This is a genomic window from Kitasatospora sp. NPDC002040 (assembly GCF_040296785.1).
GTDB lineage: Bacteria > Actinomycetota > Actinomycetes > Streptomycetales > Streptomycetaceae > Kitasatospora.
Genome location: NZ_JBEOXV010000001.1, coordinates 1,048,018 through 1,074,029, shown reverse-complemented (window position 1 = coordinate 1,074,029; position 26,012 = coordinate 1,048,018). Strand labels below are relative to the sequence as shown.

General features: G+C 72.4%; 24 protein-coding genes. 11 read left to right on the top strand and 13 right to left on the bottom strand.

Features of this window, described 5'->3' with window-relative positions:
* The first annotated feature begins 239 nt into the window (after positions 1–239).
* On the top strand, positions 240–1,745 hold the full coding sequence (locus tag ABT118_RS05190) for a peptide MFS transporter (protein WP_350644974.1): 1,506 nt from the start codon (positions 240–242) through the stop codon (positions 1,743–1,745).
* A gap of 62 nt (positions 1,746–1,807) precedes the next feature.
* Here ABT118_RS05190 and hutI read toward each other — a convergent pair whose 3' ends face one another.
* From hutI to fdhD, 6 genes are all read right to left on the bottom strand, one after another.
* Positions 1,808–2,959, bottom strand: coding sequence for an imidazolonepropionase (gene hutI, locus ABT118_RS05185; protein ID WP_350644973.1), 1,152 nt, complete (start codon positions 2,957–2,959; stop codon positions 1,808–1,810).
* A gap of 117 nt (positions 2,960–3,076) precedes the next feature.
* Positions 3,077–4,426 (bottom strand): formimidoylglutamate deiminase, encoded by a 1,350-nt coding sequence (locus tag ABT118_RS05180; RefSeq protein WP_350644972.1) that lies wholly within the window; start codon positions 4,424–4,426, stop codon positions 3,077–3,079.
* A complete protein-coding gene (locus tag ABT118_RS05175; RefSeq protein WP_350645121.1) occupies positions 4,417–5,601 on the bottom strand; it encodes an allantoate amidohydrolase in 1,185 nt (394 codons plus the stop codon). Before ABT118_RS05175 ends, ABT118_RS05180 begins: the two co-directional genes overlap by 10 nt.
* Before the next feature lie 11 nt (positions 5,602–5,612).
* The gene (gene hutU / locus ABT118_RS05170; protein ID WP_350644971.1) at positions 5,613–7,283 is read right to left on the bottom strand and encodes a urocanate hydratase; all 1,671 of its coding nucleotides are present in this window, start codon (positions 7,281–7,283) and stop codon (positions 5,613–5,615) included.
* Between the two features lie 125 nt (positions 7,284–7,408).
* A complete protein-coding gene (locus ABT118_RS05165; RefSeq protein ID WP_350644970.1) occupies positions 7,409–7,741 on the bottom strand; it encodes a hypothetical protein in 333 nt (110 codons plus the stop codon).
* 112 nt (positions 7,742–7,853) lie between these two features.
* Positions 7,854–8,669 (bottom strand): formate dehydrogenase accessory sulfurtransferase FdhD, encoded by an 816-nt coding sequence (fdhD, locus tag ABT118_RS05160; RefSeq protein ID WP_350644969.1) that lies wholly within the window; start codon positions 8,667–8,669, stop codon positions 7,854–7,856.
* A 142-nt stretch (positions 8,670–8,811) separates the two neighbouring features.
* Between fdhD and hutH the strand changes: the two genes are divergently transcribed.
* On the top strand, positions 8,812–10,386 hold the full coding sequence (hutH, locus tag ABT118_RS05155; RefSeq protein ID WP_350644968.1) for a histidine ammonia-lyase: 1,575 nt from the start codon (positions 8,812–8,814) through the stop codon (positions 10,384–10,386).
* 34 nt (positions 10,387–10,420) lie between these two features.
* On the opposite strand, the gene ABT118_RS05150 is transcribed toward hutH, so the two are convergent.
* Positions 10,421–10,816 (bottom strand): hypothetical protein, encoded by a 396-nt coding sequence (locus ABT118_RS05150; RefSeq protein ID WP_350644967.1) that lies wholly within the window; start codon positions 10,814–10,816, stop codon positions 10,421–10,423.
* Positions 10,817–11,008: 192 nt separating this feature from the next.
* Between ABT118_RS05150 and ABT118_RS05145 the strand changes: the two genes are divergently transcribed.
* From ABT118_RS05145 to ABT118_RS05135, 3 genes are all read left to right on the top strand, one after another.
* Positions 11,009–11,878, top strand: a complete 870-nt coding sequence (locus ABT118_RS05145) for a MurR/RpiR family transcriptional regulator (RefSeq protein WP_350644966.1) — start codon at positions 11,009–11,011, stop codon at positions 11,876–11,878.
* 228 nt (positions 11,879–12,106) lie between these two features.
* A complete protein-coding gene (locus ABT118_RS05140) occupies positions 12,107–13,507 on the top strand; it encodes an amino acid permease (RefSeq protein ID WP_350644965.1) in 1,401 nt (466 codons plus the stop codon).
* A gap of 24 nt (positions 13,508–13,531) precedes the next feature.
* Complete coding sequence (locus ABT118_RS05135) at positions 13,532–14,125, top strand: TetR/AcrR family transcriptional regulator (RefSeq protein WP_350644964.1); 594 nt, start codon at positions 13,532–13,534, stop codon at positions 14,123–14,125.
* Between the two features lie 7 nt (positions 14,126–14,132).
* Here the strand turns inward: ABT118_RS05135 and ABT118_RS05130 are convergent, their stop codons facing one another.
* The 5 genes from ABT118_RS05130 to ABT118_RS05110 form a co-directional block, all read right to left on the bottom strand.
* A complete protein-coding gene (locus ABT118_RS05130; protein ID WP_350644963.1) occupies positions 14,133–14,468 on the bottom strand; it encodes a hypothetical protein in 336 nt (111 codons plus the stop codon).
* A 107-nt stretch (positions 14,469–14,575) separates the two neighbouring features.
* A complete protein-coding gene (locus ABT118_RS32700) occupies positions 14,576–16,378 on the bottom strand; it encodes a GGDEF domain-containing protein (RefSeq protein WP_502884470.1) in 1,803 nt (600 codons plus the stop codon).
* A gap of 127 nt (positions 16,379–16,505) precedes the next feature.
* Complete coding sequence (locus tag ABT118_RS05120; RefSeq protein ID WP_502884469.1) at positions 16,506–17,615, bottom strand: adenylate/guanylate cyclase domain-containing protein; 1,110 nt, start codon at positions 17,613–17,615, stop codon at positions 16,506–16,508.
* 156 nt (positions 17,616–17,771) lie between these two features.
* Positions 17,772–18,632, bottom strand: a complete 861-nt coding sequence (locus ABT118_RS05115; RefSeq protein WP_502884485.1) for a biotin--[acetyl-CoA-carboxylase] ligase — start codon at positions 18,630–18,632, stop codon at positions 17,772–17,774.
* A 61-nt stretch (positions 18,633–18,693) separates the two neighbouring features.
* The gene (locus ABT118_RS05110; protein ID WP_350644960.1) at positions 18,694–19,131 is read right to left on the bottom strand and encodes a nuclear transport factor 2 family protein; all 438 of its coding nucleotides are present in this window, start codon (positions 19,129–19,131) and stop codon (positions 18,694–18,696) included.
* 274 nt (positions 19,132–19,405) lie between these two features.
* On the opposite strand from ABT118_RS05110, the gene ABT118_RS05105 reads away from it, so the two are divergent.
* The 4 genes from ABT118_RS05105 (at position 19,406) to ABT118_RS05090 (ending at position 22,217) form a co-directional block, all read left to right on the top strand.
* Positions 19,406–20,998 carry an acyl-CoA carboxylase subunit beta gene (locus ABT118_RS05105; RefSeq protein ID WP_350644959.1) on the top strand — a complete coding sequence of 531 codons (1,593 nt, stop codon included), beginning with the start codon at positions 19,406–19,408 and terminating at the stop codon, positions 20,996–20,998.
* A gap of 27 nt (positions 20,999–21,025) precedes the next feature.
* Positions 21,026–21,247: an acyl-CoA carboxylase subunit epsilon gene (locus tag ABT118_RS05100; protein WP_057240907.1), complete on the top strand. Its 222-nt coding sequence runs from the start codon at positions 21,026–21,028 to the stop codon at positions 21,245–21,247.
* 53 nt (positions 21,248–21,300) lie between these two features.
* On the top strand, positions 21,301–21,426 hold the full coding sequence (mmpB, locus tag ABT118_RS05095; protein WP_350644957.1) for a morphogenic membrane protein MmpB: 126 nt from the start codon (positions 21,301–21,303) through the stop codon (positions 21,424–21,426).
* Between the two features lie 194 nt (positions 21,427–21,620).
* Positions 21,621–22,217: a nucleoside triphosphate pyrophosphatase gene (locus ABT118_RS05090; protein WP_350644956.1), complete on the top strand. Its 597-nt coding sequence runs from the start codon at positions 21,621–21,623 to the stop codon at positions 22,215–22,217.
* 16 nt (positions 22,218–22,233) lie between these two features.
* Here the strand turns inward: ABT118_RS05090 and ABT118_RS05085 are convergent, their stop codons facing one another.
* On the bottom strand, positions 22,234–22,989 hold the full coding sequence (locus tag ABT118_RS05085; protein ID WP_350644955.1) for an alpha/beta hydrolase: 756 nt from the start codon (positions 22,987–22,989) through the stop codon (positions 22,234–22,236).
* A gap of 256 nt (positions 22,990–23,245) precedes the next feature.
* Here ABT118_RS05085 and ABT118_RS05080 point away from each other — a divergent pair, with 256 nt between their 5' ends.
* On the top strand, positions 23,246–23,974 hold the full coding sequence (locus ABT118_RS05080) for a hypothetical protein (RefSeq protein ID WP_350644954.1): 729 nt from the start codon (positions 23,246–23,248) through the stop codon (positions 23,972–23,974).
* A gap of 250 nt (positions 23,975–24,224) precedes the next feature.
* Positions 24,225–26,000 carry an acetyl/propionyl/methylcrotonyl-CoA carboxylase subunit alpha gene (locus ABT118_RS05075; protein WP_350644953.1) on the top strand — a complete coding sequence of 592 codons (1,776 nt, stop codon included), beginning with the start codon at positions 24,225–24,227 and terminating at the stop codon, positions 25,998–26,000.
* Positions 26,001–26,012: the final 12 nt, after the last annotated feature.

Below are 26,012 nucleotides of genomic sequence, written 5' to 3'. Positions count from 1 at the left end.
CGCTCCGGGGCGGATGCCGGATACGCGGGAGATCCGCCGGTCCGACCTTGGATTTCGCGGAAATTGTTCGCTGATACCATTGATTCTGCACTTTGGATCAGTTCATTCTTTACCTGGACAATACATACAGCTGTGGCCTTCTGCCCTGATAGCACCAGAAATCGCCACGTACAGTGGTCTGGTCCCGCTCGCCGCCACCCCCCTCAGGCGGGCGCTGCCAGGCAAGGAAACCCCCACACATGGCGTCAAGCACTCTGGCCGCCGGGCCCCGACCGAACACCGTCGCCGGCCCCACGTTCTTCGGGCACCCCCGTGGACTCGCCACCCTGTTCATGACCGAGATGTGGGAGCGGTTCAGCTTCTACGGCATGCGCGCCCTGCTCGTGCTCTACATGGCCGCCGAGGTCTCCAAGGGCGGGCTCGGCATGCAGATCGCCACGGCCACCGCCGTCTACAGCGTCTACAACGCCATGGTGTACCTGCTCGCGCTGCCCGGTGGCTGGATAGCGGACCGCTTCCTCGGCGCCCGCAAAACCGTCGCGATCGGCGGCGGCATCATCATGCTCGGCCACTTCGCGCTGGCCCTGCCGCCGCAGGCGACCTTCTTCGCCGGGCTCGGCCTGATCGCGATCGGCTCCGGCCTGCTCAAGGCCAACATCTCCACCATGGTCGGCCACCTCTACGACGGCCCCAACGACCCCCGCCGCGACGGTGGCTTCACCCTCTTCTACATGGGCATCAACCTCGGTGCCTTCGTCGCCCCGCTGGTGATCGGCACCGTCGGACAGAAGGTCAGCTGGCACCTCGGCTTCGCACTGGCCGGCGTCGGCATGGCGATCGGCCTGATCCAGTACCTGCTCGGCAGCCGCCACCTGAGCGAGCGCAGCAGCGTGGTCACCTCGCCGATGGCCCCGGCCGAGAAGCGCGCCGTGCTGCGCAAGGCCGCGCTCTGGCTGACCGCGGCCGTGGTCTTCTACGGCGGCGTCGCACTGACCGGCGGCCTGACCGTCGGCTGGCTGATCTGGCCGCTCTCGATCGCGGGCATCGCGATCCCGGTGGTGTACTTCGCCCGGCTGCACCGGGACAAGGACCTGAGCGCGGACGAGAAGTCCAAGATGAGCGGGTACATCTGGTTCTTCGTGGCCGCCGCGATCTTCTGGATGATCTACGACCAGTCCGGCTCGACGCTGAACCTGTTCGCCGAGAACAGCACCGCCTCCAGCCTGTTCGGGTTCTCCTTCCCGACCAGCTGGTTCCAGTCGCTGAACCCGCTCTACATCATGGCGCTGGCCCCGGTGTTCGCGTGGCTCTGGGTCTGGCTGGACCGGCGCCGGAAGAACCCGTCCACCACGGTGAAGTTCGCCTTCGGCCTGCTGATGATCGGCGGCTCGTTCCTGGTGATGATGCTGGCGATGGCCGCCGCCTCCGGGGGCGCCCGGGTCACCCCGCTCTGGCTGGCCCTGGTCTACCTGATCCAGACCGTCGGCGAGCTGACCCTCTCTCCGGTCGGACTCTCCGTCACCACCAAGCTGGCGCCCGCCAAGTACGCCAGCCAGATGATGGGCATCTGGTTCCTCGCCGTCACGGCGGGCGACTGCACCGCCGCCGTGGTCCAGCTGCTGGTCGGCGACGCCACCGGCAGCACCTGGTACTTCGCCTCGCAGGGCCTGCTGGCGGTGCTCGCCGGTGTGGCGCTGATGATGTACCGCAAGAAGGTGGTCCGGCTGATGGGCGACGTGCACTGACGCCCGCTCAGCACTGAGGGCCGGTACCCCGTCGGACGGGGTACCGGCCCTCTCGCGTGCGGTCAGACCCTGCGGACGCCGTCCTGCCAGACGGCGGCGGTCAGCGGCACACCCGGACGGTAGGCCAGGTGGACGGCCGAGGGCGCGTCCAGCAGCAGCAGGTCGGCCCGGGCACCCGGGGCGATCAGGCCGACGTCGGTGCGGCGGAGCGCGCGGGCCCCGCCCGCGGTGGCCGCGTACACCGCCTCGTCCGGGGTCATGCCCATCTCGCGGACTGCGACCGCGATGCAGAACGCCATCGAACTGGTGAAGCTGGAGCCGGGGTTGCAGTCGGTGGAGAGCGCGACGGTGGCGCCCGCGTCCAGCAGGCGGCGGGCGTCCGGGTAGGTGGCGCGGGTGGAGAACTCCGCGCCGGGCAGCAGGGTGGCCACCGTGTCGCCGTTGGCGAGGGCGTCCACGTCCGCGTCGGTGAGGTGGGTGCAGTGGTCGGCCGAGGCCGCGCCCAGCTCGACCGCGAGCTGCACGCCCGGGCCGTGGTGCAGCTGGTTGGCGTGCACCCGGGGGATCAGCCCGCGCTTCGCCCCCGCGGTCAGGATCGCCCGGGCCTGGTCCCCGTCGAAGGCGCCCTGCTCGCAGAACACGTCCACCCAGCGGGCGTGCGGGGCGCAGGCGTCCAGCATCTCGCCGGTCACCAGGTCGACGTAGCCGGCCGGGTCGTCCTTGAACTCCGGGGCCACCACGTGGGCGCCCAGGTAGGTGGTCTCCGGGGTGTGGGCGGCGGCGATCCGCAGCGCCCGCGCCTCGTCCTCGGTGGTCAGGCCGTAGCCGGACTTGCACTCGATCGTGGTGGTGCCCTGGCGCAGCGCCTCGCCGATGAACCGGGTGAGGTTGGCTTCCAGCTCGGCGTCGGTGGCGGCGCGGGTGGCGGCGACGGTGGTCCGGATGCCGCCGGCCGTGTAGGACTGGCCGCTCATCCGGGCGTTGAACTCGGCGGTGCGGTCGCCGGCGAAGACCAGGTGGGCGTGCGAGTCGACGAAGCCGGGGATCATCGCCCGGCCCGCCGCGTCGAAGCGGGTGTCCGTGGGCGGCGCGGCGGCCGCGGGGCCGACCCAGGCGATCCGGTCACCGTCGACCACCACGGCCGCGTCGGCCAGGGTGCCCAGGGCGGGGTCGTTGGTGACCAGGGAACCCAGGTTGGTGATCAGGGTGCTCACGGGATTGCCTCTCGCAGATGGGTGGATTGCACAGCTCGGTTCGAACTGCAGAGGTGCGCCACGGCGAAAGGCGTGTGCCCGAGCGGATCAGCCCCGCTCGGGCACACGCCTCGCAGTCTAGGACCGGAGGGCGGCGATTGTCGTGCTCAGGGCACGGGCGACGTCCGGGACGAGCTGGTGGACCCCGTCGCTGACGATGTGTCGGCCGCCGACCACCACGTGGCGGACGTCGGCGGCGGAGGCGGCGAAGACCGCCGTCTCGGCGCCGAGCGCGGGCGGGGGGCCCGCGGTGCGGACCGAGTCGAGCGCGACCACGGTGAAGTCGGCCAGGGCGCCCGCCTCGATCCGGCCCGCGTCCGGCCGGCCGAGGGAGGCGTGGCCGTCCTCGGCGCCCGCGCGGAGCAGGGCGTTCGCCGTCCAGTGGCCCCGGGTGCGGGTCCGCAGGCGTTCGTCCAGCTCCAGTGCCCTGGCCTCCTCGAACGGGTCGATCACCGCGTGGCTGTCGCTGCCGAGGGTGATCGGGCAGCCGGCCGTGGCCAGCTGCCGGGCCGGGCCGATGCCGTCCGCGAGGTCGCGTTCGGTGGTGGGGCACATGCAGATGTTGGTCGAGGAGTCCGCGAGCAGCTGGATGTCCTGCTCCGTCAGGTGGGTGGCGTGCACGGCGGAGGTGCGCGGCCCGAGCACGCCGTGGTCGGCGAGCAGCCTGGTCGGGGTGACGCCGTGGGCGGTGAGGCAGGCGTCGTTCTCGGCGGTCTGCTCCGAGAGGTGGACGTGCAGCGGGGCCTCGGCCTGCTCGGCCCACTGGGCCACGGTGCTCAACTGTCCGGCGGGGACGGCCCGGACGGAGTGCACCGCAGCGCCGATCAGGGCGTGCTCGGTCGGCTTCAGGGCGCTGACCCGCTCCGCCCAGGCGTCCGAGTCCCCGTCGCTGAAGCGGAGTTGGGGCCTGGTCGGCTCGGCGCCGAAGCCGGAGGAGAGGTAGCAGGTGTCCAGCAGGGTGATCCGGATGCCGGCCCGGGCCGCCGCCTCGATCAGGGCGTGGCCCATCGCGTTGGGGTCGGTGTACCGGCCGCCGCCGGGGGCGTGGTGCAGGTAGTGGAACTCGCCCACGGCGGTGATCCCGGCCAGCGCCATCTCGGCGTAGACGGCGGTGGCCAGGGCCAGGTAGCTGTCCGGGTCGAGCGCCCCGGCGAAGCGGTACATGGTGTCCCGCCAGGTCCAGAAGGTGCCGGAGCCGACCTGGACGCTGCCGCGCAGGGCGCGGTGGAAGGCGTGCGAGTGGGCGTTCGCCTGGCCGGGCAGCAGCAGCCCGTTCAGCCGGACCGCGCCGGGCGGGCAGGGCCCGCTGTCCCGCACGACCCCGGTGATCCGCCCGTCCGCCACCTGGATCAGCACGTCCTGCTCGACCACCGGACCGTTGGGGTGCGGCAGCCAGGCGTGCTCCGCCCAGTAGCTGGTCACTGACACGCCAGGTCCTCCAGTACGTCGGCGAGGGCGGCCACGCCGGCCAGGCAGTCCGCCTGCTCGGCGTGCTCGGCCGGGGAGTGCGAGACCCCGCTCGGGTTACGTACGAACAGCATGGCGGTCGGGATCGCCGAAGCCAGGATCCCGGCGTCGTGTCCCGCCCCGGTCGGGAGCACGGGCACCCCGCCGAGGTGCTTGGCGAGGCGGTCGCGGAGCGGTCCGTCGAAGTCGACCACCGGGGTGTACGACTCCCGGGTCAGCTCGACCCGGACGCCGTCCCGCTCGCCGCGGACGGACGCCGACTCCCTGATCCGCTCGACCAGTTGGGTCAGGACGGTCTCGTCGGCCGCCCGGGAGTCCAGCCAGCCGCGGATCAGCGAGGCGATCGCGTTGGTGCCGTTCGGCTCGACCGCGACCTTGCCGAAGGTGGCCAGCGCACCGGCCAGTTCGGCCTGCTGCCGGGCCGAGAGCACGGTGTCGGCGAAGGTGAGCATCGGGTCGCGGCGGTCCTCGATCCGGGTCGTCCCGGCGTGGTTGGCCTCGCCGTGGAAGTCGAACCGCCACCGGCCGTGCGGCCAGATCGCGCTGGCCACCCCGACCGGGTGGTCCTCGGTCAGGTACCGGCCCTGCTCGACGTGCAGCTCGACGAAGGCGCCGATCCGGCGCAGCCGGTCGTCGTCCGCGCCGATCGCGCCCGGGTCGTACCCGGCCCGCTCCATCGCGTCGGGCAGCCGGACGCCGTCGGCGTCGCGCAGGTCGTACGCCTGCGCCTTGGTCAGCACCCCGGCGCTGAGCCGGGAGCCGATGCAGGCCACGCCGAACCGGGCCCCCTCCTCGTCGCCGAAGTTGACGATCGCCAGCGGGCGGGCCAACTCCGCACCCCGCTCGCGCAGTTGGTCCAGGGCCGCGAAGGAGGAGACCACCCCGAGCGGGCCGTCGAAGGCGCCGCCGTCCGGGACCGAGTCCAGGTGCGAGCCGGTGACGATCGCGCCGTCGCCGTTCGGGTCGCCGAGCCAGGCCCACTGGTTGCCGTTGCGGTCCAGCTCGTAGGTCAGGCCGCGGTCGGCGGCCTGCTGCTCGAACCAGGCCCGGCACTCGGCGTCGGCCGAGTTCCAGGCGTGCCGGCGGTAGCCCCCGGAGGAGGCGGAGCGGCCCACGGGGAGCAGCTCCGCCCACATCTCTTCGAAGGTCACAGCTCACCCATGGGGATGCGCACACCACGCTCGTCCGCGACCTCGACCGCGCGGTCGTAGCCCGCGTCGACGTGGCGGATGACGCCCATGCCCGGGTCGTTGGTGAGCACCCGGCGGATCTTCTCGCCCGCCAGCGCGGTGCCGTCGGCGACCGTGACCTGGCCGGCGTGGATCGAGCGGCCGATGCCGACGCCGCCGCCGTGGTGGATGGAGACCCAGGAGGCGCCGGAGGCGACGTTGACCATGGCGTTCAGCAGCGGCCAGTCGGCGATCGCGTCGGAGCCGTCCAGCATCGCCTCGGTCTCCCGGTACGGGGAGGCCACCGAGCCGCAGTCCAGGTGGTCGCGGCCGATCACGATCGGCGCGGACAGCTCGCCGCTCGCCACCATGTCGTTGAAGCGCTCGCCGGCCTTGTCGCGCTCGCCGTAGCCGAGCCAGCAGATCCGGGCCGGGAGGCCCTGGAAGTGCACCTTCTCCTGGGCCATCTTGATCCAGCGGTGCAGCGACTCGTTCTCCGGGAAGAGGTCGAGCACGGCCTTGTCGGTCTTGTAGATGTCCTGCGGGTCACCGGAGAGCGCGGCCCAGCGGAACGGGCCCTTGCCCTCGCAGAACAGCGGCCGGATGTACGCCGGGACGAAGCCGGGGAAGTCGAACGCACGGGTGTAGCCAGCGAGTTGGGCCTCGCCACGGATCGAGTTGCCGTAGTCGAACACCTCGGCGCCGCGGTCCTGGAAGCCGACCATCGCCTCGACGTGCTTGGCCATCGACTCGCGCGAGCGCTGGGTGAACTCGGCCGGGTTCGCCGCCGCGTAGTCCGCCATGTCGTCGAAGTCGACGCCGATCGGCAGGTAGGCCAGCGGGTCGTGCGCGCTGGTCTGGTCGGTGACGATGTCGATCGGCGCGTCCATCGCGAGCAGCTGCGGGAACAGCTCGGCCGCGTTGCCCAGCAGGCCGATCGAGAGCGGCTGCTTCTTGTCCCGGGCGGCGGTGGCGAGTTCGAGCGCGTGGTCGAGGTTCTTCGCCTCCACGTCCAGGTAGCGGTGCTCGATCCGGCGGGCGATCCGGGACGGGTCGCAGTCGATACAGATCGCCACGCCGCCGTTCATGGTGACGGCCAGCGGCTGGGCGCCGCCCATGCCGCCGAGGCCGGCGGTCAGGGTGATGGTGCCCTCGAGGGTGTCGTTGAACTTCTTCGCCGCGACGGCGCCGAAGGTCTCGTACGTGCCCTGGAGGATGCCCTGGGTGCCGATGTAGATCCAGGAGCCGGCCGTCATCTGGCCGTACATGGTGAGCCCGAGGTTCTCCAGCCGGCGGAACTCCTCCCAGTTGGCCCAGTCGCCGACCAGGTTGGAGTTGGCGATCAGCACCCGGGGCGCCCACTCGTGGGTCTGCATCACGCCGACCGGGCGGCCGGACTGGACCAGCATGGTCTCGTCCTGCTTCAGCGTCTGCAGCGTGCGCACCATGGCGTCGTACGAGCGCCAGTCGCGGGCGGCCTTGCCGGTGCCGCCGTAGACCACCAGCTTGGAGGGGTGCTCGGCCACCTCCGGGTCGAGGTTGTTCATGAGCATCCGCAGGGCGGCCTCCTGCTGCCAGCCCTGCGTCGTCAGCTGCGTCCCACGCGCCGCACGCACCTCGCGCGGACCACTGCCCTGCTGCTGCACCATGCTCACGATCTCCTTGCGGATGGATTCATTCAAAGCCCGTTCGACTGAATATATCCAATCATCCGAACGGCGGCCAGAGGGCGCCTCCGGACGTTCCGTCCCGGTCCGTACTTGTTTGGCGTGGTTCAGGCCGCCGCGCCGCCGTCGTCCCAGCTGATGCCGATGTCGGCCAGCCAGGCCCGGTCGTCCGCGTCCGGAGGCTCCTGGGCGGCCGGCTTCGGCGGGCGGGGGATCTCCTGGACCGGGCCCAGGCCGTACTTCTCGGCGGCGGCCGAGGCGGCCGGGTCGGGCTGGATCACGCCGACGTGCACGGCGTTCTCGTCGCCCTCCTCCAGGATGGTGAGGTCGGGATAGGGAGGCTGGCGGAGAGCGATTCGGCGGCCACAGGTGGGGCAGGACCACTCGTCGGCGCCCGAGGCGAGCCGGCCGACCAGTTTCATCTCGTGGATCACGCGCATGGCTGTGCGCACCCCCGTCCGGCCCCGGGTGCCAGGGCCTACCGAGGGGATGCCCGCTCCCGGACGGCCGGCAACCGGACGTCACCAAGCTGTTGCCGGATCGGTCCGAAGCTCAGGCCAGGCGCTCGGCGCCGGTGTAGACGTTGGCGCCCTCGCCGCGGAGGAAGCCGATCAGGGTCAGGCCGAGCTCCTCGGCCAGGTCCACCGCCAGCGAGGACGGGGCGGAGACCGCGGCCAGCACCGGGATGCCCGCCAGGGCCGCCTTCTGGGTCAGCTCGAACGAGGCCCGGCCGCTCACCAGGAGCAGGTGCCCGGCCAGCGGGAGCCGCCCCTCGCGCAGCGCCCAGCCGACCACCTTGTCCACCGCGTTGTGCCGCCCGACGTCCTCCCGGACGCAGAGCAGCTCGCCCTCCGCCGTGAACAGCCCGGCGGCGTGCAGCCCGCCGGTGGAGTCGAACGCCTTCTGCGCGGCCCGCAGCCGGTCCGGCAGCCCGTACAGCACGCTCGGCCGTATCCGCACCGCGTCCTCCCCGACCGGCCAGCGCACCCGGGTCCGCACCGCGTCCACGGTGTCCCGGCCGCAGAGTCCGCAGGCGCTGGTGGTGAGCAGGTTCCGATGGGTGGTCAGGGCCGGGCGGCCGCCGCGCAGGGTCGCGTCCACCACGTTGTAGGTGTTCAGGCCGTCCTCGTCCGTCCCGGCGCAGTAGCGCAGGGCGGCCAGCTCCGGGCCCGTGTGCAGCATCCCCTCGCCCACCAGGAAGCCCGCCACCAGGTCGAAGTCGTGCCCGGGCGTGCGCATGGTCACGGTCAGTGGCTCGCCGCCGACCCGGATCTCCAGCGGCTCCTCGCCCGCGAGCACGTCCGCCCGCTCGGCCCGCTCGTCCCCGCGCAGCCGCACCACCCGCCGCCGCACCGTCGCCCGTGCCATCCGTGCACCCCTTTCGATCCGCTGCCAGGCTACGGCGGCCGCCGGGCGGCACCGAACCGCGACCGGACCGCGTTCATTCGGCCAGGCGGGCCGACCCTAGTTGTCATATCTTCATTCACCTGGTGTGATTGTGTATATGGATATGCACAGTGCTGTGGACCCCGACGCTCCGCTGGTCCTGGTCGGCAAGGCCGACGTCAGTGCGGAGGACGTGATCGCCGTCGCGCGCGGCAACGCCCGGGTCGAGATCGGCCCCGACGCGCTGGCCGAGATGGCCACCGCCCGTGGCCGGATCGAGGCGCTGGCCGCCGAGCCGCGCCCGGTGTACGGCGTCTCGACCGGTTTCGGTGCGCTCGCCGTCCGGCACATCAGCCCCGAGCTCCGAGCCCAGCTCCAGCGCTCGCTGGTGCGCTCGCACGCCGCCGGCATGGGCCCGGTGGTGGAGCGCGAGGTGGTCCGCGCGCTGATCTTCCTGCGGATGAAGACGCTGGCCTCCGGCCGTACCGGCGTCCGCCCGCTGGTCGCCCAGACCATGGCCGCGCTGCTGAACGCCGGCATCACCCCCGTGGTCCGCGAGTTCGGCTCGCTCGGCTGCTCCGGCGACCTCGCGCCGCTCTCGCACTGCGCGCTCGCGCTGATGGGCGAGGGCACCGCCTTCGGCCCGGACGGCGTCGAGCGGGACGCCGGCGAGCTGCTGGCCGAGGCCGGCATCGAGCCGGTCGAGCTGCTGGAGAAGGAGGGCCTGGCCCTCATCAACGGCACCGACGGCATGCTCGGCATGCTGGTGATGGCGCTGGCCGACCTGGCCCGCCTGTTCACCACCGCCGACATCACCGCCGCGATGTCGCTGGAGGCCCTGCTCGGCACCGACAAGGTGCTCGCCCCCGAGCTGCACGGCCCGATCCGCCCGCACCCGGGCCAGGCGCTCTCCGCCGCCAACATGCTGGCCGTGCTCAAGGGCTCGAGCCTGACGGGCCATCACCAGGACGACGCGCCCCGGGTCCAGGACGCGTACTCGATCCGCTGCGCCCCGCAGGTCGCGGGCGCCGGCCGGGACACCCTGGCGCACGCCCAGCTGGTCGCCTCCCGCGAGCTGGCCGCCTCGGTCGACAACCCGGTGGTGCTGCCCGACGGCCGGGTCGAGTCGAACGGCAACTTCCACGGCGCCCCGGTCGCGTACGTGCTGGACTTCCTCGCCATCGCCGCCGCCGACCTGGGCTCGATCTCCGAGCGCCGCACCGACCGGCTGCTGGACAAGGCCCGCTCGCACGGCCTGCCGGCCTTCCTGGCCGACGACCCGGGCGTGGACTCCGGCCTGATGATCGCCCAGTACACCCAGGCCGCCCTGGTCAGCGAGAACAAGCGGCTCGCCGTCCCCGCCTCGGTGGACTCGATCCCGTCCTCGGCGATGCAGGAGGACCACGTCTCGATGGGCTGGTCCGCCGCCCGCAAGCTGCGCCAGTCGGTGGAGAACCTCGGCCGGATCCTGGCCGTCGAGCTCACCGCCTCGGCCCGCGCGCTGGAGATCCGGCTGGACAACGGCAGCGGCCCGCTGGCCCCCGCCACCGCCGCCGCGCTGGCCACCGCCCGCGCGGCCGGGGTCGGCGGCGCCGGCCGCGACCGCTTCCTCTCCCCCGACCTGGAGGCCGCCGCCACGCTGGTCGCCGGCGGCGGACTGGTCACCGCGGTCGAGCAGGTCACCGGGCCGCTGGCCTAGCAGCTGCCGTGGACCGGGCCGGGGTGACTGGACGTCAGAGCCAGTCGCTCCGGCCCGACCGGGGGGCCTGCTGCTCCCGGCGGCTGCCGAGGGCGGCGGCCACGTTGACCCCGACGATGCCCGCCCAACAGACCACGATCCCGGCCAGGTCGGCGCCGGCGGCGATGCCGGTGAGCGGGATCGCCATGATCAGCGAGATCACCGGCAGCTTTCCCGGGCCCGACCAGCTCCGGCCCCCGCGCCCCTCCCGGCCCACGCCGTGCTGGGCCAGCCGGTCGGCCACCCGCTGGTCGACCTGGGCGTCGATGCGTGCGTCCAGCCTGGTCAGGAAGGAGTCGACGATCTCCGCCTCGTACTCCTTGCCGAGCTCCTTGCGGGTCTGCAGGGCCGCGTCGAGGTCACGCTTCAGATCGTCCTGGCGACTGTTCATACCGGTCATCCTGGCGTCCCGGACAGCACCCGGTCCACTTCGGGCGGACGGTTTCGGGGACGGCTCAGGGGTAAATCAGGGTCACCCCGACGGCCGAGCGCCCGTCCCACTGTTCGATACCTCGTTGCCCGTATCCCGGGACTGCTGCACAGTCGTCCCCAGCACCGCCCGAGCTGCCCGGAGGAAGCGCTGATGACCGCCACGGACGAACCCGGTACGGTCGGCCCCTCCGCCCGGCTGCTCCAGCTCTTCGAGCGCCACCGGCTGACCCCCACTCAGCGCCGGATCGCCCACTCCCTGGTCAAGCACGCGACCGAGGCCCCGTTCCTGTCCAGCGTCGAGGTGGCCGAACTGGCCGGCGTCAGCCAGCCCTCCGTCACCCGCTTCGCGGTCGCCCTCGGCTTCGACGGCTACCCCGCCCTGCGCAAGCAGCTCCGCGAACTCGGCACCGGCGAACCGGCCGCCCCCGAGTCGCACGCCGACGTGGTGCGCAACGAGCACCAGCAGGCCGTCCTGGCCGAGATCGCCCACCTGCGCCACCTGGCCGACCTGCTGGCCGACCCCGAACCGATCGTCCGGGCCGCCCGGTTGCTGGCCGCCTCCCGCCCGCTGCCCGTGCTCGGCCTGCGGGCCGCCTCCGCCCAGGCCCGGGGCTTCGCCTACTTCGCCGGCAAGGTGCACCCCGACGTACGGCTGCTGGACGAGGGCGGCTCGATGCTCGCCGACCGGCTGGAACAGGCCGTCGCGGCCGGCGCCTCCGCCCTGCTCTGCTTCGCGCTCCCCCGCTACCCGCGGGAGCTGATGGACGCTCTGACCGTGGCCCGCGAGGCCGGGTTGACCGTGCTCACCGTCGCGGACAGCGCCTTCGCCCCGGTGGCGAAGCTCTCCGACCTGCTGCTCCCCGCCGCCGTCGGCACCGGGCTGGTCTTCGACACCGCCTGCGCGCCGATGATGCTCGGCCGGGTGCTGCTGCAGACCATGTGCGACTTCATCCCCGGCGCCGAGGCCCGGCTGGAGTCGATCGAGCAGTCGGCGGCCGCCCGGGGCCTGTTCCTCGACTGAGGCCGGGGAATCGGACTGGGACTGCGTCAGATTTGAGCTTTCCCGAACATCTTCACAACCGGTCTGACCTGGCCCTTTGCCCGAAATGACGCCCCGTCGGGCCAGGCCCTGTTCCGATGCCGGGCAGAAGCGGTTAGTTTGCCTCGCATTGCGCGGATCCGTCCCCCTCCCTTCGGCGTACCCGGCCGAAGGGGCCGACCGCGCGGGAAGGCACAGGCACCCTCACCCATGAGTGCGAACACCACCACCCGGGCCACCGTCCCGCCGGAGACCCCGGACGACGGCCGGCTCGAGGCCGGGCTGAAGAACCGTCACCTCTCCATGATCGCCATCGGCGGCGTGATCGGCGCCGGCCTGTTCGTCGGCTCCGGCGCGGGCATCGCGTCCACCGGCCCCGGCATCCTGCTCTCGTACGCACTGGCCGGCGTGCTGGTCGTGATGGTGATGCGGATGCTCGGCGAGATGGCCGCCGCCGACCCGCAGAGCGGATCGTTCTCCGCGTACGCGGACCGGGCACTCGGCCGCTGGGCCGGGTTCAGCATCGGCTGGCTGTACTGGTTCTTCTGGGTCGTGGTGCTCGCGGTGGAGGCCACCGCCGGCGCCAAGATCCTCAACAACTGGGTCCCCGGCGTCCCGCAGTGGGCGTTCGCCCTGATCGTGATGGCCGTGCTGACGGCCACCAACCTGTTCTCGGTCGCCTCGTACGGCGAGTTCGAGTTCTGGTTCGCGGGCATCAAGGTGGTGGCCATCATCGCCTTCATCGTGGTCGGCGGCCTGGCGGTGTTCGGTCTGCTGCCCGGCACCGACGCGGTCGGCACCACCAACCTGACCGGCAACGGCGGCTTCCTCCCGCACGGAGTGGGCGCGGTCTTCACCGGCATGCTGACCGTGGTCTTCGCCTTCATGGGCAGCGAGATCGTCACCCTGGCGGCGGGCGAGTCCGCCGACCCGGAGAAGGCCGTCAGCAAGGCCACCAACAGCGTGATCTGGCGGATCGGCGTCTTCTACCTCGGCTCGATCGCCATCGTGGTGACCCTGCTCCCCTGGAACGACGCCTCGGTGAAGGGCAGCCCGTACGTCGCGGTGCTCGAACACGTCGGCATCCCCGGCGCCGGCCGGGTGATGGACGTGATCGTGCTGACCGCCGTCCTCTCCTGCCTCAACTCGGGCCTGTACACCGCCTCCCGGATGGCCTTCTCGCTCGGGCAGCGGGGCGACGCGCCGCGGGCGTTCGCCAAGGTGAGCGGACGCGGGGTGCCGCGGACGGCGATCCTCGCCTCGGTGGTCTTCGGCTTCGTCGCGGTCTTCTTCAACTACACCTCGCCGGACACCGTGTTCAAGTTCCTGATCAACTCCTCCGGCGCGGTGGCGCTCTTCGTCTGGCTGGTGATCTGCTTCTCCCAGCTGCGGATGCGGAAGATCATCGAGCGCGAGACGCCCGAGCGGCTCACCGTCCGGATGTGGCTGTACCCGTACCTGACCTGGGCCACCATCGGGCTGATCGGGTTCGTCATGGTCTACATGTTCACCGACCACGAGGGCCGCACCCAGATGTACCTGTCCCTGGTCGCGGCGGCCGTGGTGCTGACCGCCGCCGCCGTGGTGAACCGCCGCCGCGCCGCCCGCTGACGCCGAGCTGCAAAACTTGCCCGCATGACGTCGAAGACCCCGGACCCGGCCCGCCGCAGTGAGCGCTCCCGGCAGGCCATCCTCACCGCCGCCGCCGAGCTGGTCACCGAGCTCGGCTACGCGAAGCTGACCATCGAGGCCGTCGCGGCCCGGGCCGGGGTCGGCAAGCAGACCATCTACCGGTGGTGGCCGTCCAAGGGCGCGGTGGTCTTCGACGCCCTGCTGGCCGGGAACGCGAGCGAGGCCGGCGGCCTCGCCCTCCCCGACACGGGGGACGTGGCCGCCGACCTCAGGACCCTGCTCCGGGGCACCGTGGACGAGCTGGCGTCACCGTTCCTCGGCGGTGCGGGCCGGGCCCTGGCCGCCGAGGTGCTGACCGATCCGAAGCTGCTGGGCGAGTACCGCGAGCGGCTGCTCGACCCGCTGCTGGAGGTCACCAGGGAGCGGCTGCGCAGCGCCGGGGCGGCCGGGCAGCTGGCCGCCGACACCGACCCGGACCTCGCGGTCGAGCTGCTCTACGGCCCGCTGTACTACCGCTGGCTGCACGGCCTCGGACCGCTCGACCACGCGTACGCGGACCGGCTGGTCGAGCTCGCGCTCAGGGCGCTCCGCCCCTGACGGGCGGTCAGTGGCGCTCGCGCCCGCGCCGCTTCATCACCACGACAACCAGCACCACGGCCGCGATCAGCAGGCCGATCAGCACCAGCACGATCAGGATCCCGACGAAGGAACCCTTCTTCTTCTTCGACTTCGACTTCGACTTGGCCAGCTCGGTGGTCCCGACGCTCTTGGCCACGGCGGGAGCGGCGACCACCACCACGGCCTCGCTCGGCCGGGCGCCCTGGACCGCCGTCAGGGTGATGGTGTTGGCCGGCACCGCGGTGGCGGCGCTGGCGGTGGTGGTCAGCCCGCCGACGGCGAGCATCATGGTCAGCAGTGTGGCGACCAGTCTTGTGCGCATGTCCCCGTACCTCGTTCCCGCCCAGGCCCCTCCGGCAGGCGTTGCGCCAACTGTGGCAGAGGCCGGGCCGCCGCGACAGCCCTGTACCTGAGCTGTGACGGCGGGGCTCACGGGGGCGGCGAGGCCGGTCCGGACAGGGCCACGGCGACCAGTGAGCGCAGCGCGGGGGCGACCTGGCCGAACGGCAGCGTGGTTTCGTCCGCGAAGAGTTCGAGCAGCCAGCCGCCAGCCGCGTTGGAGCCACCGGCCGCCACCATCGCCTTGTACCCGCTGACCATCATCATCGCCTCCTCGGCCGGGTCGTTCCCGGCCGCACCGGCGCGCAGCGCGAAGGCGCCGCCGCGGACGGTGCGGCGGGTGAGCGGGTAGTGGCCGAGGTCGAAGACCGCGTCGGGGGCCTCGATCTGGGCCCGCTGGGTCTCCGCCCCGGTGTTGCTCGGGCCGCTGGTCATACGGTAGACGGCGTGCCGGGAGGTGCGCATGAAGTGCGAGCCCGGCGGCACGTACGAGATCCACCAGCCGACCGCGTCCAGCAGCCGGGCGGAGGTCTCGGCGACCACGGCGAGCCGGCTGATGGTGTCGGCGGGGTGGCTGGCCCGGCCGACCCCGCTGCGGTCCAGCGCGCCGAGCACCACGTTGAGCAGCTGGCCCGGGTCCGCGCTGTGCGCGGCGCCGCGGAACCGGCGGCGGTCGGCGGCGCCGATCCGGCCGGGGCTGCGGCGCCCGTCGGCGCGGTGGTGCGGGTCGGCCGCGTCGGCGAGCAGCACGGTCGGGTCCGGCGAGAAGCCGGGGCCGTGGCTGCGGCCGGCCACCACGGGGTGGGCGGCCCTGGCCCCCTTGGCCCGGTACTGCGCCGCGTCGGCGAGCCGGAACAGCCGGTCGGGGGTGGTCACCGGGCCGATCGAGTCACCGGTGGAGGCGACCCCGCAGGCGACGCCCTCGCCGTCGGCCAGCTGCAGCGCGCGGGCGCACAGCTCCTCGGCCACGGCCACCACCTCGTCGGACTTCTGACCCTCCGCCAACAGGCAGAACTCGTCCCCGCCGAGCCGGGCGGCGAGCGAGCCGGGCAGCCGGGCGGCGGCGAGCGAGAGCTGGTGGGCGAAGCGTTCCAGCAGCCGGTCGCCGACCTCGTGGCCGAGCCGGTCGTTGACCCGCTTGAGGCCGTTGACGTCGCAGACCACCAGCGAGACCACGGTGCCGTCCCGGTTGTGCGCCTGCAGCGCGCTCTCCAGCCGGGCGTCCACCGCGCGGCGGTTGGCCAGGCCGGTGAGCGGGTCGGTGAAGGCGAGCCGGCGCAGGTCGGCGAGGCGTTCGGTGGCGGCCAGGCCGGCCGAGATCTGGGCGGCCAGCAGGGTGGCGTACTCGGCGTCCGACTCGGTGAAGACGGCCAGCCCGAGCGTGCGGGCCAGGTAGAGCTCGCCCCAGGCCTGGCCGTGCAGCACGATCGGCGCGACCAGGCAGCACTCCCGGCCGCGCCGGCGCAGCCCGGCCGCCCGCTGCTGGCAGAACGCGCCCGCGCCCGGGTGGGCGTGCGGGGCGTGCGGGGTCGAGTTCTCGGCGGTCTGCACCCAGGCGCGCGGGAGCCGCCCGGTGGTCCAGTGCTCCTCCAGGTAGGTGACGATCTCCGGGAAGTCGGCCACCGGGTACGACTCGTCCTGGGGGAGCTCCTCCTCCCCCGGGGCCAGGTCGCCGTGGTTGACCAGCACCCGCAGCCGGCCGGACTCGCGGTCCCAGACCGAGACGGCGGCCATGGTCGCGCTCAGTGCGGTGGTGGCCCGGACGGCGGCGGCCCGGACGGCCTCCAGCGGGGTGAGCGCACCCGCCATGTCCTGGGCCAGTTCGACCACCGCGCGCAACCGCCGGTCAGTCGACGGTGCCTGTACGCACTCCGCCATGGTCGCCTCGCTCACCGGCTCGCCTCGTCCCTGGTGCAGATCGATCTGCCCGTTCTGCACCTAGGTTATGACGCTTTGTTGAGACTTTGTCCGTTTTGTCGAGGGGAATCTGTGCGAATCCGGTGCCCGCAGGGGTCCGCCGTTACGGCAGCTGGGTGCGGCCGACCCGGGTGAGCAGCCAGGGCTCGACCAGGCCGAGGCCGCGGACCGGGCGGCGCCACATCGGCTGGAGGTGGAAGCGGTGCGGCCCGGCCTGCACGGGGCCGTCGGGCTCGCCCGAGGGGGCGGCGGCGCCGTTCTGTTCGAGCGCGGCGGCGAACTCGCCGTCCAGCAGGACGGCGTCCTTGGGGGCGATCGAGGTGAGCCGGCTGGCCAGGTTGACCGTGGTGCCGAAGACGTCGCCCATCCGGGAGGTGACGGTGCCGAAGGCCATGCCGACCCGCAGCGCCGGGATGTTCTCCTCGTCGGCCAGCGCCTCGACCAGGCTGAGCGCGATCTCGGCGGCGGTGGCCGGGTCCTCGGAGACGTACAGGATCTCGTCGCCGAGGGTCTTGACCACCCGGCCGCCGTGGCCGGCGATCAGGTCGGAGCAGGTGTTCTCGAAGCTCTCCACCAGCTCGCCGAGCTCCTCCTCCTCCAGCCGCCGGGACAGCCGGGTGAAGCCGACCAGGTCCGCGAAGCCGACCGCGAGCCGACCACTGGTGATCTCGGTGTCCTCGGCGGCCTGCACCACCCGGCCGGTGACGGCGGCGAGTTGACGCCGCCAGACGTAGACCAGGAACTGCTCCAGCTCCGGCAGCAGCAGCTCGACCAGCGGGTACGCCACCTCGGCCCGGGTCAGCCCGGGCTCGACCGCCTGGGTCAGGTTGTCCAGGAAGGTGTCCATCTGCCAGCCCGCCAGCCGGGCGGTGGTCTGGCCGGTGGAGCGGGCCACCTGGATCGCCATCGACTCGCTCAGCAGGCCGGACTCGACCAGGCCGGCCAGCCGGCGCAGCGCGATCACGTCGCCGTCGGTGAGGGCCCGGGACTGGCCGATGTCGGGGAAGCCCATCGCCCGCCAGAACCGGGTGGCCAGCTCCATCGGCACATCGGCGGCGCGGGCGGCCTGGTACGGCGTGTATCTGCGCGGTGCGTCGAGGATCAGGCGTTCCAGGTCCAGCGCGACCGTCCGGCCGTCGCCTTCCGGCTCCTCGCCGCCGCCGCCTTCGTGCACCACCGGTCCGTCCCCGTGCGGTTGCCGCACTTGCCTCATGTCCTGCCTGTCCGGGCGCGACCGACCACCACGCGGGTAGTGGTGCGCCTCACACCGCTGCCAGGGGGAATCGTCGCACGGAATCCCCCGATCCGGGGCATCCGTCGGAGAGCCGACCACGGGCCGGACGCCGCCCTGCCCACAGGTCGGACGGTTTCAGGCCGACTGCGGCCGTACGTGCACGACGTCCCCGGCCGCCACCGGGTGCCGGGTGCCGTCGGCCGTCCTGACCACCAGCCTGCCGTCCCCGTCGATCGCCACCGCGTCGCCCAACAGCTCCCGGCCACCCGGCAGTTGGATCTTCACTGGTCGCCCCAGCGTGGTGCAGCGGGCGGTGTACGCGGGCAGCAGTCCGCTCGCCTGCGGGTCGCCGGCCGCCGCCGTCCACTCTCCGTACAGCTCGGCGAACTCGCGCAGCAGTGCGCGCAGCAGGGTCTCCCGGTCGGTCACCCCGGCCCCGGCCAGGGCCAGCGAGACGGCGGCCGGCACCGGGAGCTCGTCCTGCTGCAGCGAGACGTTGATGCCGAGCCCGACCACCACGGCGCCGCCGCTCAGCTCGGTCAGGATGCCGCCGAGCTTGCGCTCGGCCCCGCCCACGGTGACCTGGAGGTCGTTCGGCCACTTCAGGCCGGTCTCCACCCCGGCCACCCGGCTCACGGTGGCCGCGGCCGCCACCCCGACCAGGATCGGCAGCCAGCCGTACCGCTCCATCGGGACGTCCTTCGGCCGCAGCAGCAGCGAGAGGAAGAGGCCCGACCGCGCGGGCGCCGACCACTGCCGCTCCAGCCGCCCCCGCCCGGCCGTCTGCTCCTCGGCCACCAGCACCGCACCCTCGGCCGCGCCCTGCCCGGCCCGGGCGGCCAGGTCGGTGTTGGTCGACCCGGTGTCCGCCACCACGTCCAGCGAGGTCCACAGTCCGCCCGGCACCAGCAGGTCGCGCCGCAGCCCGGCCTGGTCGAGCGGCGGCCGCTGCAGGTCGGTCCACGGGGACGGCCCGTCGTGGCCGAAGCCACGCAGACCACTACGACGGGGGCGGGGAGTCTCGGTCACCGGGCCAGCGTACCGACCGGCGGTCGGATCACCGGCTCTCCGCGCGCGGCCCGAAGATGGTCCGGTCGGCCTCGTCGATCGGCCGGTCGTTGATGCTGGCCTCGCGCCGGCGCATCAGGCCGTCCGCGGCGAACTCCCACTGCTCGTTGCCGTAACTGCGCCACCACTGGCCGGACTTGTCGTGCCACTCGTACTCGAACCGGACCGAGATCCGGTTGCCGGTGTACGCCCAGAGCTCCTTGCGGAGCGCGTACTGCTGCTCCTTGGCCCACTTGCGGGTGAGGAAGGCGCTGATCTCCGCCCGCCCGGTGAGGAACTCGTCCCGATTGCGCCAGGCCGAGTCCTCCGTGTACGCGAGCGCCACCCGCTCCGGATCGCGGGAGTTCCAGGCATCCTCGGCCGCCTGGACCTTGGCAGCAGCACTCTCGGCGGTGAACGGCGGGAACGGGGGCCGGGCAGCGGACATGACGGGTCCTCACTGGTCGCGACGGAATGACCGGACGACCCCAACTCTAACCCTTATCGAGGCGAGTAGCGGTTATATATGCGGACGGGGCCCCTGCGACGGCCGTGAGCCGCACCATGCTGCCGCAGAAACACGCCCGACTGCACTGTGTCGCTGGCCATAACCGGAACGGCCCCGGGCTGGCTACGCTACTCAGCGGTAGTTCGCAGCGCCGCACCTGCCCTCACGCAGCCATGCACCGGGAGCGGCCGATGGATCAGGGAGAGCCGACCGGATGACCGAGGCGTCGCACGACCCGCACACCACCGCCGGCAAGCTCGCCGACCTGCGCCGCAGGATCGACGAGGCCGTGCACTCCGGCTCGGCGGCCGCCGTCGAGAAGCAGCACGCCAAGGGCAAGCTGACGGCCCGTGAGCGGGTCGAGGAGCTGCTGGACGAGGACTCCTTCGTGGAGTTCGACGAGTTCGCCCGGCACCGCTCGACCAACTTCGGCCAGGAGAAGAACCGGCCGTACGGCGACGGCGTGGTGACCGGCTACGGCACCGTGGACGGCCGTCAGGTCGCCGTCTTCGCCCAGGACTTCACCGTCTTCGGCGGCTCGCTCGGCGAGGTCTTCGGCGAGAAGATCGTCAAGGTGATGGACTTCGCCCTGAAGACCGGCTGCCCGGTGATCGGCATCAACGACTCCGGCGGCGCCCGGATCCAGGAGGGCGTGGTCTCGCTCGGCCTGTACGGCGAGATCTTCCGCCGCAACGTGCACGCCTCCGGCGTGATCCCGCAGATCTCGCTGATCATGGGCCCGTGCGCGGGCGGCGCGGTGTACTCCCCCGCGATCACCGACTTCGTGGTGATGGCCGACCAGACCTCGCACATGTTCATCACCGGCCCCGACGTGATCAAGACCGTCACCGGCGAGGACGTCGGCATGGAGGAGCTGGGCGGCGCCCGCACCCACAACGCCAAGTCCGGCAACGCGCACTACCTGGCGGCGGACGAGAAGGAGGCGGTCGAGTACGTCAAGAACCTGCTCTCCTACCTGCCCTCCAACAACCTCTCCGACCCGCCGGCCTACCCCGAGCAGGCCGACCTCGGGATCACCGACGAGGACCTCGAACTCGACACCCTGGTGCCGGACTCGGCGAACCAGCCGTACGACATGCACCAGGTGATCGAGCACGTCCTCGACGACGGCGAGTTCCTGGAGACCCAGTCGCTGTACGCGGGCAACATCCTCACCGGCTTCGGCCGGGTCGAGGGCCACCCGGTCGGCGTGGTCGGCAACCAGCCGATGGACCTGGCCGGCTGCCTGGACATCAACGCCAGCGAGAAGGCCGCCCGGTTCATCCGCACCTGCGACGCCTTCAACATCCCGGTGCTCACCTTCGTGGACGTCCCCGGCTTCCTGCCCGGCACCGAGCAGGAGTGGAACGGCATCATCCGGCGCGGCGCCAAGCTGATCTTCGCGTACGCCGAGGCGACCGTCCCGATGATCACCGTGATCACCCGCAAGGCCTTCGGCGGCGCGTACGACGTGATGGGCTCCAAGCACCTCGGTGCCGACCTCAACCTGGCCTGGCCGACCGCGCAGATCGCCGTGATGGGCGCCCAGGGCGCCGCGAACATCGTCTACCGCCGCGAGCTGGCCGAGGCCGCCAAGGCCGGCGCGGACGTCGACGCCCGCCGGGCCGAGCTGGTGGCCGAGTACGAGGACACCCTGCTCAACCCGTACCTGGCCGCCGAGCGCGGCTACGTGGACGCGGTGATCGCACCGAGCGAGACCCGCCGGCACATCGTCCGGGGCCTGCGGGCGCTGCGCGGCAAGCGCGAGGTCCTGCCGCCGAAGAAGCACGGCAACATTCCGCTCTAGCACCCGGCGCAGGGAGATGATTGAGGCATGACTCCGATTCAGGTGCTGCACGGGCAGCCGACCCCCGAGGAGCTGGCCACCGTCCTGGCGGTGGTCTCAGCCCGGGCCGCCGCCGCACAGGCCGCCGCCGAGGCGGCCCGCCGTGCGGGCGGCGGCCCGGCCTCGGCCTGGAACGACCGGGCCCGGCGGATGCGGCACACGCCCAAGCCCGGGCTGAACGTCTGGCGCACGTCCGGCTGGGCCGGATGAGTTGAGTATCCGTACTCAAGCGGTACCGGCCGCGGGCGGCGCACGCTGGTGAGGTGCTCTGGTCAGACCCGCGGGACGAAACATCGGCCGAGGCCCGCCGGGTGCAGCGGAAGCTGCGCCTGGCCGGGCCGCTGCTCGCGGCCATCGCGCTGGTCGCGATGGTCCTGCTGCTGCTCTGAACCTCTAGGGCCTGTCGTCAAACCCCCGTCGTCCGCCCGGAGGGCGGGTGGGGCGGCGTTGGGGTGCGTGGCTCGGCGGTGCCGAGGAGGGAGATAGATGCGGAGCATCATCGACCGACGAGAAGCCGGCGAGGTGCGTGCCCCGGCGGCGGCCCGCAGACGGGGGCTTGGCGACAGGCCCTAGGCTGGAGCGCATGACCAACCGCGTGCTCGTCCTCGCCTCCGCCTCCCCCGCCCGGCTCGGGCTGCTGCGCCAGGCGGGGCTCGACCCGCAGGTGATCGTGAGCGGGGTGGACGAGGACGCGATCAGCGCGCCGACCCCGGCCGAGCTGGCCCTGGTGCTGGCCGAGGCCAAGGCCCGGGCGGTGGCCGGGGAGCTGACCGGGGGTCAACTGGTGATCGGCTGCGACTCGGTGCTGGAGCTGGACGGGCAGGCGCTCGGCAAGCCCACCGACCCGGCCGACGCGCTGGCCCGCTGGCAGGCGATGCGCGGCCGCGAGGGCGTGCTGCAGACCGGCCACTGCGTGATCGACACCGCGACCGGCAAGCAGTCCTCCGCGACCGCCTCCACCACCGTCCGGTTCGGTACCCCGGACGACGCCGAGCTGGCCGCCTACATCGCCTCGGGCGAACCCCTGTACGTGGCGGGGGCGTTCACCCTGGACGGCCGCTCGGCGCCGTTCATCGACGGCATCGACGGCGACCCGGGCAACGTGATCGGCCTCTCGCTGCCGCTGCTGCGGCAGCTGCTGGCAGACCTCGGCGTCCGGATCACCGACCTCTGGACCTGACCGGCCGCCTGACCGGCTAGCTGCTCGGCGCGTTCGCCGCCAGGAAGGCGAACAGGTCGGCCTTGGCCGTGCCCGCCGGGAGCAGTCGGGCACCGTGGTCGGCACCCGGGTAGATCTTCAGCTCCTTGACCGCCGCGACGGCCGCCTTCTGCAGCTTGGCGGCGTCGTCGGCGAACGGCTGGTCGCCCTCCTGGGCGGCCAGGAACAGCGGCACCCTGAGCGTGCCGACCGCCTTCGCGGCGTCCCAACTGCCGAAGCCGGTGGGCGAGCTGAGGGTGGCCACCGCCGTCACCGGGAGCGAACCGCCGGTGGCGGTGGCGGCCACCAGCGAGCCGGTGCCGCCCTTGGAGGCCCCGACCAGCACCACCTTCTCGACGCCCTTGCCCTTGAGGTACTTCTCCGCCGCCTCGATGTCCTCCAGCAGGTCGCCGGAGGAGGTGTAGGCGAGCGTGGCGTAGCCGGCCTTGGTGAAGTCCGGCACGAAGGGGACCCAGTCGCACAGCGACCCCCCGTTCTCGTGCGAGAACACCACCGCGACCTTGGCCTTGCCCGCGTCCGAGTCCTGGAAGTAGGCATTGCGGTCGACGCCGCTGGCCAGCGAGAACGAGCCTTTGTCGGCCCGGGCCTGGTCCAGGCAGCCGTACCTGGGCGCCTTGGTACTGGCCGAGGGGGACGGCGGCGCGGCCTTCGTCCCGCCGTCGCTGCTGCACCCCGCGAGCAGCAGCACGGCCGTCAGTCCACCGAGTGCGGGCATGACCGTACGGATCTTCATCTCTTCGACTCCCCCGTCGAGTTGGCGACGCACGCCGGGCGGCGGCCGTCGCCCGAAACGCTAGGGATCAAGGGGAAACCCCGTCAATGGTCCAGACCATCACGGCTTGAACACCGAACGAAGCGGACCGTCACCCTCCGCTATACCTGCTGATCCGGACAGATCCTGGCCCTCACATCTGTTGCCCCGACCCAGCACCCCCGGGGCGCCCGGCGGCTAGGCTGGCGCGGTCGCCGGACCGGGAAGGGGCAGTGCGATGATCGACAGCCTGCTCAACCTGGTGCTCGGCCTGCTGGCCAGCGCCATCAGTGCCGCGCTCGGCTGGCTCGCCCACACCCTGCGCCGTCGCCGACGGCTCGGCCGGGTCCGGGAGTTCTTCGGCCTGCCCGGCGGCACCGAGTGCCTGCTGGTGGTCAACCGGCACACGGCGGTCACGAGTTCGAAGAGCGTCTCGCGCAACGACGTGTACGCGCTGATGGAGTTGGCGGCGCTGGTCAAGGAGTGCGGCGCGCAGGCCGACCTGGTCTCGCACGACGAGGTGCGCCAAGGGCTCGGCAGCAAGGCCGAGTTCTGCCTCGGCGGGCCGGAGAGCAACGAGCGCACCGCCGCCCACCTGCGCAACTGGCTGCCCGGGGTGGGCTTCACCCCGGCCGCCGGACCCCCCTACGGCAGCACCATCGCGGTGGGCGACGAGACCTTCCGGTTCGAATCCGCCGAGGGCCAGAAGCAGGCGTACGTCCTGCTGGCCCGGGTGCACGCAGCCGTCGGCAGCAGACCGGTCTTCCTGATAGCGGGCCAGACCGCGACCTCGAACCACGCGGCGGTCCGCTACCTGACCTCCCGTCACGGCCAACTGGCCCGCCGGCACGGCCGGGACGGCGGCTTCGCCCTGGTGCTCCGGGTGGTCAACCCCGATGCGTACGGACCTGACGTGGTCCAACTCGCTTCCGACGTCACGGCCAAAGCGTTCGCGGCGGCCGGATGAACTGCCCGAACGGAGCGGCCGGAGCAGGCGGTGTGGCGAAGGCCACGGCGCGCCCGGAGCCTCCGGGATAGGTTCCGGCCCGGGTCCGGCGCGGCGGCGTAACGTCGCCACCAGCGGCGGATGCCGCTCCGTGTCCGGGTGATCACGAATTCGCGTCACGCTCCGTGTGGGCAAGCTCACCACCTGGGGCTACTCGCCGGTACACCCCCGCAATCCATAAACTCAACGAGGTTCAAGAAGGGAGCCAAACGTGCGCAAGGTGCTCATCGCCAACCGTGGCGAAATCGCCGTCCGAGTCGCCCGGGCCTGCTCGGATGCCGGTATCGCCAGCGTCGCCGTCTACGCCGAGCCGGATCGGGACGCGCTCCACGTCCGTGCGGCCGACGAGGCGTACGCGCTCGGCGGCGACACCCCGGCCACCAGCTACCTGGACATCGCCAAGGTGCTCCAGGCCGCGGCGGACTCCGGGGCGGACGCGGTCCACCCCGGCTACGGCTTCCTGTCCGAGAACGCGGACTTCGCCCAGGCCGTCCTCGACGCCGGCCTGACCTGGATCGGCCCCCCGCCGCAGGCGATCCGCGACCTCGGCGACAAGGTGACCGCCCGTCACGTCGCCCAGCGCGCCGGCGCCCCGCTGGTGGCCGGTACGCCGGAGCCGGTCCAGGGTGCCGACGAGGTGGTCGCGTTCGCCTCCGAGCACGGCCTGCCGGTCGCCATCAAGGCGGCGTTCGGCGGCGGCGGCCGCGGCCTCAAGGTCGCCCGCACGCTGGAGGAGATCCCCGAGCTGTACGAGTCGGCGGTCCGCGAGGCGGTCGCCGCCTTCGGTCGCGGCGAGTGCTTCGTCGAGCAGTACCTGGACAACCCCCGGCACGTCGAGACCCAGTGCCTGGCCGACAGCCACGGCAACGTGGTGATCGTCTCCACCCGTGACTGCTCGCTCCAGCGCCGGCACCAGAAGCTGGTCGAGGAGGCGCCCGCGCCGTTCCTGACGGACGAGCAGAACGCGGAGCTGTACCGGGCCTCCAAGGCGATCCTGCGCGAGGCGGGCTACGTCGGCGCCGGCACCTGCGAGTTCCTGGTCTCCCAGGACGGGCTGATCTCCTTCCTGGAGGTCAACACCCGCCTCCAGGTGGAGCACCCGGTCTCGGAGGAGGTCACCGGGATCGACCTGGTCCGCGAGATGTTCCGGATCGCCGACGGCGAGGAGCTCGGCTACGACGACCCGGAGATCCGCGGCCACTCGCTGGAGTTCCGCATCAACGGCGAGGACCCGGGCCGCAACTTCCTCCCGGCGCCCGGCACCGTCACCCTGTTCTCGCCGCCGTCGGGCCCCGGCGTCCGGCTGGACGCGGGTGTCGAGACCGGCTCGGTCATCGGCCCCGCCTGGGACTCGCTGCTGGCCAAGCTGATCGTCACCGGCGCCACCCGCAAGCAGGCGCTGCAGCGGGCCGCCCGTGCGCTCGCCGAGTTCAAGGTCGAGGGCATGGCCACCGCCATCCCGTTCCACCAGGCGGTCGTCACCGACCCGGCGTTCGCGCCGGAGGTGCACGGCGGCGAGGGCCCGTTCACGGTCTTCACCCGGTGGATCGAGACCGAGTTCGACAACACCATCCCGGCGTTCACGGGCGGGGGTGCCGACGCCGAGGAGGCGGACCAGCGGGAGACCGTCGTGGTCGAGGTCGGCGGCAAGCGGATCGAGGTCTCGCTGCCCTCCTCGCTCGGGGTCTCCGCCGCTCCGGCGGCCGGCGCCTCGGCCACCGGCAAGGCCAAGCGCCGCGTCGGCGCCAAGAAGGCCGGCGCGGCGGCCGGCGGTGACACGCTGGCCTCGCCGATGCAGGGCACCATCGTGAAGGTCGCCGTCGAGGAGGGCCAGGTGGTCGCCGAGGGCGAGCTGATCGTGGTCCTGGAGGCGATGAAGATGGAGCAGCCGCTCAACGCCCACAAGGCGGGCACCGTCACCGGCCTCAAGGCCGAGGTCGGCGGCAGTGTGAGCAGCGGTGCGGTCCTCTGCGAGATCAAGGACTGACTTTTCCGCAGA

Bases quoted from the DNA above. Each gene is read 5' to 3' on its own strand.
- ABT118_RS05190 (WP_350644974.1), top strand. From the start codon at position 240: ATGGCGTCAAGCACTCTGGCCGCCGGGCCCCGACCGAACACCGTCGCC.
- ABT118_RS05110 (WP_350644960.1), bottom strand. From the start codon at position 19,131: ATGTCCGCTGCCCGGCCCCCGTTCCCGCCGTTCACCGCCGAGAGTGCT.
- ABT118_RS05130 (WP_350644963.1), bottom strand. From the start codon at position 14,468: ATGCGCACAAGACTGGTCGCCACACTGCTGACCATGATGCTCGCCGTC.
- ABT118_RS05140 (WP_350644965.1), top strand. From the start codon at position 12,107: ATGAGTGCGAACACCACCACCCGGGCCACCGTCCCGCCGGAGACCCCG.
- hutU (WP_350644971.1), bottom strand. From the start codon at position 7,283: ATGGTGCAGCAGCAGGGCAGTGGTCCGCGCGAGGTGCGTGCGGCGCGT.
- ABT118_RS05080 (WP_350644954.1), top strand. From the start codon at position 23,246: ATGATCGACAGCCTGCTCAACCTGGTGCTCGGCCTGCTGGCCAGCGCC.
- ABT118_RS05090 (WP_350644956.1), top strand. From the start codon at position 21,621: ATGACCAACCGCGTGCTCGTCCTCGCCTCCGCCTCCCCCGCCCGGCTC.
- hutH (WP_350644968.1), top strand. From the start codon at position 8,812: ATGCACAGTGCTGTGGACCCCGACGCTCCGCTGGTCCTGGTCGGCAAG.
- ABT118_RS05145 (WP_350644966.1), top strand. From the start codon at position 11,009: ATGACCGCCACGGACGAACCCGGTACGGTCGGCCCCTCCGCCCGGCTG.
- ABT118_RS05085 (WP_350644955.1), bottom strand. From the start codon at position 22,989: ATGAAGATCCGTACGGTCATGCCCGCACTCGGTGGACTGACGGCCGTG.
- fdhD (WP_350644969.1), bottom strand. From the start codon at position 8,669: ATGGCACGGGCGACGGTGCGGCGGCGGGTGGTGCGGCTGCGCGGGGAC.
- ABT118_RS05175 (WP_350645121.1), bottom strand. From the start codon at position 5,601: ATGTGGGCGGAGCTGCTCCCCGTGGGCCGCTCCGCCTCCTCCGGGGGC.
- ABT118_RS05100 (WP_057240907.1), top strand. From the start codon at position 21,026: ATGACTCCGATTCAGGTGCTGCACGGGCAGCCGACCCCCGAGGAGCTG.
- ABT118_RS05105 (WP_350644959.1), top strand. From the start codon at position 19,406: ATGACCGAGGCGTCGCACGACCCGCACACCACCGCCGGCAAGCTCGCC.
- ABT118_RS05120 (WP_502884469.1), bottom strand. From the start codon at position 17,615: ATGAGGCAAGTGCGGCAACCGCACGGGGACGGACCGGTGGTGCACGAA.
- ABT118_RS05150 (WP_350644967.1), bottom strand. From the start codon at position 10,816: ATGAACAGTCGCCAGGACGATCTGAAGCGTGACCTCGACGCGGCCCTG.
- ABT118_RS05135 (WP_350644964.1), top strand. From the start codon at position 13,532: ATGACGTCGAAGACCCCGGACCCGGCCCGCCGCAGTGAGCGCTCCCGG.
- ABT118_RS05165 (WP_350644970.1), bottom strand. From the start codon at position 7,741: ATGCGCGTGATCCACGAGATGAAACTGGTCGGCCGGCTCGCCTCGGGC.